The sequence below is a fragment of the Acinetobacter sp. Swhac1 genome (genome assembly GCF_013390985.1).
Classification (GTDB): domain Bacteria; phylum Pseudomonadota; class Gammaproteobacteria; order Pseudomonadales; family Moraxellaceae; genus Acinetobacter; species Acinetobacter towneri.
The window spans coordinates 1-8,102 of record NZ_JACASN010000051.1; the positions used below are offsets into that span (position 1 = coordinate 1).

Annotated in this window: 8 protein-coding genes; 3 read left to right on the top strand and 5 right to left on the bottom strand. The window is 40.1% G+C overall.

All coding sequences use genetic code 11. The features are described from left to right. The 3 genes from HX743_RS15015 to chrA all read left to right on the top strand — a co-directional run. On the top strand, positions 1-158 hold a 158-nt coding region (locus tag HX743_RS15015), incomplete at its 5' end, for a recombinase family protein (RefSeq protein ID WP_178319579.1). 114 nt (positions 159-272) lie between these two features. Then, the gene (locus HX743_RS15020) at positions 273-1,199 is read left to right on the top strand and encodes a chromate resistance protein ChrB domain-containing protein (protein WP_178319605.1); all 927 of its coding nucleotides are present in this window, start codon (positions 273-275) and stop codon (positions 1,197-1,199) included. Next, a complete protein-coding gene (chrA, locus tag HX743_RS15025; protein WP_001060713.1) occupies positions 1,196-2,545 on the top strand; it encodes a chromate efflux transporter in 1,350 nt (449 codons plus the stop codon). Before HX743_RS15020 ends, chrA begins: the two co-directional genes overlap by 4 nt. Before the next feature lie 383 nt (positions 2,546-2,928). Here chrA and HX743_RS15030 read toward each other — a convergent pair whose 3' ends face one another. The 5 genes from HX743_RS15030 to HX743_RS15050 all read right to left on the bottom strand — a co-directional run. Further along, positions 2,929-3,315 (bottom strand): carboxymuconolactone decarboxylase family protein, encoded by a 387-nt coding sequence (locus tag HX743_RS15030; protein WP_178319606.1) that lies wholly within the window; start codon positions 3,313-3,315, stop codon positions 2,929-2,931. Further along, positions 3,312-4,769: an NAD-dependent succinate-semialdehyde dehydrogenase gene (locus tag HX743_RS15035; RefSeq protein ID WP_178319607.1), complete on the bottom strand. Its 1,458-nt coding sequence runs from the start codon at positions 4,767-4,769 to the stop codon at positions 3,312-3,314. Before HX743_RS15035 ends, HX743_RS15030 begins: the two co-directional genes overlap by 4 nt. A gap of 143 nt (positions 4,770-4,912) precedes the next feature. After that, on the bottom strand, positions 4,913-6,082 hold the full coding sequence (locus HX743_RS15040) for a hypothetical protein (RefSeq protein ID WP_178319608.1): 1,170 nt from the start codon (positions 6,080-6,082) through the stop codon (positions 4,913-4,915). Positions 6,083-6,107: 25 nt separating this feature from the next. Next, positions 6,108-7,508 carry a cytosine permease gene (locus HX743_RS15045; protein ID WP_178319609.1) on the bottom strand — a complete coding sequence of 467 codons (1,401 nt, stop codon included), beginning with the start codon at positions 7,506-7,508 and terminating at the stop codon, positions 6,108-6,110. Positions 7,509-7,821: 313 nt separating this feature from the next. Continuing rightward, a partial coding sequence (locus HX743_RS15050) for an aldehyde dehydrogenase family protein (RefSeq protein ID WP_178319610.1) occupies positions 7,822-8,102 on the bottom strand: 281 nt, incomplete at its 5' end.

The following is an 8,102-nucleotide window of genomic DNA, read 5'->3' on the forward strand; positions in this document are numbered from 1 at the left end:
GGAAGTACAAAGGTCGGGTGCATAAACTAAAGCCTGACCAAGCTGAAGCTTTACGACAAGCATGGAAGGAGGGGAAGTATCCATCGAAAATGGCATTAGGGAAAGCTTTTGGGATTAGTCGTCAGGCGGTATACCGATATTTACAAGTTAGTGAATAGCTTATTGGGATTAGCAAATCTTTTATGACTTTTACATATATTCTTATTAAAGGAAAACTATTTTTAATCTTTTAAAATAGTTATAAGATAAACAAAATTTGTTGATTTTATAACATGAAAATATCATTACTGATCTCATCACTTCCCAGTCAAAGCACAACCGCAAGAATGCGAATTTGGCGTTCATTAAAGTCAAATGGTGCAGCAACTTTAAGAGATGGTGTTTACCTCTTACCCGAAGCACATTCTGAAAAATTTGAGTCTGTTGTTCATGATCATCTTAATGAACATGGGCATGCCTATATCTTTCAGACTGAACCTCCTGCACATTTAGACCTTGCTCAACTTTTCGACAGAACTGGAGAATATGAAGAACTGAGAACTGAAATTTCACAAATACAAAATACGCTTGAGGAAAATAAGAAAAAAGAACATCTCAAACAGATTCGAAAATTAAGAAAAAACCTCAATTCACTGATAGAAATAGATTTTTTCCCAAATACTCATCAAAGCAAAACACTGAATGAACTCACCCGATTAGAACAAGTTATTGCCCGGTTAGGTGAATACGATGAACCCAATAATTTTGAACAGCAATTAAAAGTCCTATGCAAGCAAGATTTTCAAAATAAAATCTGGGCAACCAGAAAGCGTCCTTGGGTTGACCGTTTGGCATCGGCATGGATCATTCAGAAATTTGTAGACCCTCAGGCAAAATTTATTTGGTTAGAGCATCCCAATGATTGCCCCAAAGATACCTTAGGTTTTGATTTTGATGATGCCCAATTTACCCATATCAATCATCTAGTCACTTTTAAAGTGTTAATGCATAGCTTTGAATTACAAAACCCTGCTTTAAATAAAATCGCTGAAATTGTTCATTTTTTAGATGTTGGGGGAAATGAGCCTGCCGAAGCCTTAGGCATTGAAAAAATCTTGCAAGGCTTAAGAAGCACGATCACAGATGATGATCAATTACTCCATCTTTCAAACCATATTTTTGATGGCTTATATGCAGACTTTCAAAGGAATTTAACATGAATAATAAGCCATCTTTAATAGATGAAACAGAAATTGAATCTATCAGCTTTTGGCAAGCATTCAAATTTTGGTTAAAACTGGGATTCATTAGCTTTGGTGGTCCTGCCGGGCAAATCGCTGTTATGCACCAAGAGTTAGTTGAAGAAAAAAAATGGATTTCAGAACAGCGTTTTATGCACGCATTGAATTATTGCATGCTCTTACCCGGCCCCGAAGCTCAACAACTTGCAACTTATATTGGCTGGTTAATGCATAAAACCAAAGGTGGCATCGTTGCAGGGGTTTTATTTATTCTACCTTCTCTTTTTATCCTCATTGGGCTGTCTTGGGTCTATGTGAAATATGGCAACGTCCCGATCATTGCCGGTTTGTTTTATGGCATTAAGCCCGCAGTTGCCGCAATTGTATTTCATGCCACGTATCGTATTGGCAGTCGTTCATTAAAGAATAAATTTCTATGGGCGATTGCAGTTATCGCTTTTCTTGCAATATTTATTTTTAATATTCCTTTCCCTTTAATCGTTTTATGTGCAGCGATATCGGGTTATTTGGTCGGTAAAAAGTATCCTGATTTATTTAAGCTAAATGCACATCAGTCCAGTCAAAAATCCTATGGACGTGCAATTATTGATGATGATACCCCTACACCTGAACATGCTGTTTTTAAATGGTCTCATCTGATCAAAATAACTGTAATTTCAGCACTTTTATGGGCAATTCCACTCATCTCTTTAACAGCAGTTTTGGGATGGAGTCATTCTTATACTCAACTGGCTTGGTTCTTTACTAAAGCTGCACTTCTGACATTTGGTGGTGCTTATGCTGTTCTGCCTTACGTTTATCAAGGCGCTGTCGGTTTTTATCACTGGCTCACCCCAACTCAAATGATCGATGGTTTAGCCCTAGGTGAAAGTACTCCCGGCCCATTGATCATGGTGGTGGCTTTTGTCGGCTTCTTAGCAGCTTATAACCATTCGCTGTTGGGTGCTGAATATCAATTTATTGCAGGTGCATTAGGTGCAATCATCGTCACGTGGTTTACTTTTATTTTCTCATTTTTCTTTATCTTAGCCGGAGCACCTGTTATAGAGTCCACACACAATCAAATTAAATTTACTGCCCCTTTAACCGCCATTACCGCTGCCGTGGTGGGCGTAATTTTAAATTTGGCACTCTTTTTATGTTACCACGTGCTTTGGCCACAGGGTTTTGAAGGGAATTTTGATTATATCTCTGCCATTATTGCAATTTTAGCTGTAGTCGCATTATTTAAATTTAATCAAAGTGTGCTCAGAGTCATCATCGGTTCTGCTTTAGTGGGTTTAACGATTAAAATTTTACTATAAAGAATGAACACTAGAGGTATGGATAAAAAATCTATGCTTCTTTTGCCACGATTCAAGGTATCTTCTTTCATATAAAAAATTAAAGAATATTCCACTAAATCACTCACCATTTAACATAATTAATGTTATACGCAATCAACACAACACAACACTTGTATATTAATATAAAAATCATCTACTTAAAAATTATCACAATTCCCTAAAACTCGTAAAAATCCGACTTTGAAACAAGTCGGCTTTTCGACATCGTCGAGCAAATTATTTATAGCATATTAATTTTCAAGGTTTCTTATTCTGAAATTATTCCTAGGTTGCAATCGCAAATAGAATAACCGCATTGAATTATGCGGTTATAATTTCAAGGTATTAATTATAAAATTTTATTAACTATTTTCCTGTTCATATTCTTGAATTGCTTCTTTCGCAATACGGAAACTATCGACAGCCGCAGGAACCCCACAGTAAATCGCGACCTGCAACAGCACTTCACGGATTTTGTCTTTAGGTACACCATTGCGCAAAGCCCCTTTGACATGCAGCTTTAATTCATGCGGGCGATTGAGCGCAGAAATCATGGCGAGGTTAATCAGACTGCGCTCTGGCTTGCTAAGTTCCTCACGCCCCCAGACCGCTCCCCAACAATACTCAGTCACCAGTTCCTGTAGAGGTAAATTAAAGTCATCGGCCTTGCTGATCGAGTTATTGACATAGTCTTCACCCAGTACCTGTTTGCGAATCGCCAGGCCTTTTTCAAACTTCTCGTTACTCATCCGGTTAATCCTCCAAATAAGGTGTATTTGATTTCGAGATAATCTTCAATGCCGTATTTTGAACCTTCACGGCCCAAGCCTGACTGTTTAATTCCACCGAAAGGCGCAACTTCATTTGAAATGAGACCCTTATTGATCCCCACCATCCCGTATTCCAGTTGTTCACTCATGCGCCAGGCACGTCCCAGATCTCGAGTATAACAATAGGCAGCCAAACCGAATTCTGTGGCATTAGCCATTTCCACTGCTTGCTGTTCATTCTCGAATTTAAAAATAGCCGCCAGTGGACCAAAGGTTTCTTGAGTGGCAACATCCATCTCCGCGGTTACATCGGCGATGATGGTCGGCTCATAAAACAAATCGCCCGCGCCATGTCTCTTTCCGCCGGCAATGAGGCGTGCATTCTTCTCTAATGCATCCGCAACGTGAGCTTCGACCTTTTTAACCGCATTGATATTGATTAAAGGGCCAATATCATTGCCTGCCTGCAGGCCACTCCCAACCACAAATGTCTGAACTTTTTCATTTAATGCTGCAATAAACTGTTCATAAATTCCAGCCTGAACCAGAAAACGGTTGACACAGACACAGGTTTGTCCTGCATTACGATATTTCGCAATCAACGCCCCTTCTATGGCTGCTTCTAGGTCTGCATCATCAAATACGATGAAGGGTGCATTACCGCCTAATTCCAGGGACACTTTTTTCAATGTTTGTGCTGAACGCTGATATAACAGCTTGCCTACCTGCGTCGAACCCGTAAAAGTAAATTTACGCACATCATCACTTTCAAAAATCGCATCTCCAATGGTGACAGCATCACCGGTAATGACACTGAAGATTTCGGCAGGTACGCCCGCTTGCAAGGCCAAATCAACCAAAGCCAAGGCAGTATACGGAGTTTCTGGTGCCGGCTTAACAATACAGGGACAACCTGCAGCCAAGGCAGGCGCGACTTTACGGGTAATCATGGCCGCGGGAAAATTCCAGGGCGTAATTGCCGCAACCACACCAATAGGCTGCTTATTGACCACGATACGGGCATCCGGATACGGGCTGGGAATAATATCGCCATACACGCGTTTGGCTTCTTCGGCAAACCATTCCACAAAGCTGGCCGCATAGAGAATTTCCCCCCGAGCTTCAGCTAAAGGCTTGCCCTGCTCACTGGTTAGAATAAAAGCCAGCTCGTCTGCATGTGCAACCATCAGCTCAAACCATTTTTTTAAAATGGTGGAGCGATCCTTGGCGGTTTTATTTTTCCATACCGCCCAATGGCTCACGGCAGCCTGAATCGCCCGGTCTGCCTCGGCTTTCCCCATATTAGGCACGGTACCTATAATTTCTTGTGTGGCAGGATTATAAATATTAGAAGTGTTCTGGTTATCTGCATTACACCACTGCCCAGCAACAAAAGCCTGTTGGTGAAATAAAGCCATTTGATCGAGTTGCATACCGATTATCCTTTTATAGTGTACCAAGAGTCATCGCACGAATGTCATGTGATCAACTCACAGCTATGATTTATCAAATTTGTATTATGGAATACCAAAAAATCTTGAAAAATTTTTTGGTCACCCCAATGATTTCACTGCATCTAGAAATAATAAAACAACGTTAAATTTAATAACTTGTTCCATTGATTATCATCACCCATGGCCAGTGAATCCTGATTTCCACCAATAAATGGATCATTTTTACTCATGATGTATTCTGCAGTTAAAGCCAGCTTTTTATGCTCGACAGATACGCCCAGAATATTACGGATAGAGTCTTTTGCACCTGCCAGGTCTTTATCATATTTGCTATACATAAAGTAAGGCGTAATATTGCCAATCTGTTTGACATTTTTAAAGGTATAGCCAAGATCAGCAGTATAGTAAGTGGCTTTGTTGGCAACACTATATTCACTATCATATGCCCCCATCAATGAGGCCACTGGGTCAGTCAAGTCTTTATTAATGACATCATTTTTTCCGCCCGTTAAGGTCAGTCCCAGATTGCCATAATTGATTTTGCTGAACAGTGCCCAGGCGTTACGGCGACCTGTTTCAGCTGTAGTTTTATTTTCAATCTCGGAAGTCCAGTAAGAACCGCCCACTTGTGTAGTTAAACCTTCTACTCCAAGATTAATGTCTTGAGTAATGCGCCCAATCCACATGTTTTTTTCTTGCAGCTCATTGTTAGCAGCATTATTTGAACTGACGTAATTAGCACTATAACGACCCGAGTCTTTTGTTGTACCGACATAATGCCCACCATCCACAGCAAAGTAACTCACATCAAACTTAGTCGCACTTGGCAATTCAAAATGATAGTTCAAACCTAAATTATGAACATCTTCTAAACCTGCTGTAGTATTGATACTACCGTACAAACTATTGCCCCAGAAACGTCCTGGTCCAAATGGAATAGCTTGCATTCCTGCCACAACCTGATCAGTTTCATTTAAATGATAACCTGCATACGCATCGATCAAGGTTGAAAAATCACACAGCGTATCGTATTGATAACAACGATATTCAGCATGCCCAAATAGTTTGCCGCGTTCATAATCAAGTTTTAGTTGTGCAGCATCAAAACGGATCTTATGTTCTGAAGCAGGTTCACCGTAATCTTTGTCTTGATAGTTGGCACGTACATAACCAGAAACCGCTAACTTGCCTGAGTCGGCATTGCTGTCGCCAAAACTAATTCCTGCATAACTTAGTGTAATCATACTGGTTAATGCAGTTGCCAATGTGAATTGTAAATAACTTTTTTTCATGTTATCGATTCCATTCTAAGCATGTTTAATGTTGCACTTTTACATTGAGTGCTGGGCTGCTGCATTTAATCTTTTCAAGATTCAAGAAGTAGTACACGACAAAACTCACAACCAATCCGATTACCCAAGAAATATCCACATCCTGAATGACGTTTGCGAATGGACCTGTAAAAAATGCATTGGTAAGAAAAGGGATTTGAACAACGATTCCAATGAAATATGCAGTTAAAGCTTTGCCATTAAATTTGCCGTAGATGCCACCATCTTGTGCGAAGATCGACTGAATATCATAAGATTTCTTATTGATCCCATAGAAATCCAATAGGTTAATCGATACCCAAGGCACTAAAATAAATAGTAAGGCAAAAATGACGTTCAGGAAGAAGCTAATAAAATTGCTTGATGCCCAAAGTGCTGTAAACGTAGCGAGGATTAAGACCATAATCGACAAAATAATACGGACATTCTTACTTGGTATCCATTGACCTGCAAAGGTTTGGATCGAAGTAATACACGATAAAACCGCACCATATAAATTCATGGCATTGTGACCGATGATATTACAAAGGAATAAAATCATCAGAATCGAACCGAAAATACCTGTACCCGATTTCACCGCTTCCATCGCATCGGTACCAGAACCAATACTCACCGCTACTGTACCAAATACCATCGCAAAGATCGTTCCAAGCGAAGCGCCCAAGTAAGTAAAGATAAATGGTTTAAAAATCCCAATCGACTTAGGTAAATAACGTGAATAGTCGGAGGTATAAGGTGAAAAACTAATTTGCCAAACTGCACATAGACCAAACATGGCAAACCAACCTTTTAGGTTAAATGAGCCTTTGGCAAGTACTTCAGCATTAATTTGTGGCAACATAATCAACAAGCCGATCAGCAATGAACCGCCCATCAACCATGTCCCAATTTTATTAAAATTATGGATTAGATGATAACCCACTACCCCAATGGTCGTTGCTGCAATTGCACCAATCACCGTCGCAGTTGGAACAGGGATTGTGGGAACGACGGTATGTAAGGTTTTGCCTGACAAGATAATGTTGGAAATAAAGAAACCGAGATAAATCAGTGTTGTAAATAATACGACTAATAATGCACCATAACGTCCAAACTGTGCTCGGCTTTGAATCATCTGGGGAATGCCGACTTGGGGTCCTTGAGCAGAAGTTAAAGCTAAAATTGTTGCGCCAAAGAAATGACCACAGCAAATCGCTACTAGCGCACTTATCAAACTCAGGTTAAACGTTAGCATCGACATTGCACCCGTAATTACAGCTAAGGGTGCAATATTGGTACAAAACCAGAGCGTGAATAGATCACGTACTTTTCCGTGACGTTGAGATGGATCAACATAATCAATTGAATTGCTTTCAATGGCGAAAGCACTATTTTCATTTTGGCTCATATCCTTAATCTCTCTTTGAGGACTTCATTTTCCTCAATATCAAATATTTGTGAGAGTAAACTTAGGTTTCACAACCTGCCTGATCAGCGCCATATCCAGATGACCTGACCTTTATTTCTCTTGTTTTACAGACGAATCAGATCAATTTTGGTTAAAGAAATGGCAAAAAAAGTTAAAGGAAATCTTGTTGAGGCTCTTGAAGCTCAACCAATATTATCTTACGTATGCCTTGATCAGATTTATGTGATTTTGAAATTCAACTGCGTCATCTTTTCATCCTTGAAATTTAAATCCTAATGACTGTTGTGATGTATTAACGCATCACAAAAGGATCATCAATCGGCTGATCAGAGGTACGCAACCACACAGTTTTAGTGGTGGTATAGTCCAACACCGCATCTGAGCCAGCTTCACGACCATGTCCTGATAGACCATGACCACCAAAAGGTGCAAGTGGAGAAACAGCGCGATAGGTATTTAACCAAACAATGCCTGATCGAATTGCTTTGGTCATGCGATGCGCACGGCTTAAATTGTTGGTAAAGACTCCAGCAGCAAGACCGTAAGGGGTGTTGTTGGCCTTCTGGATAGCAT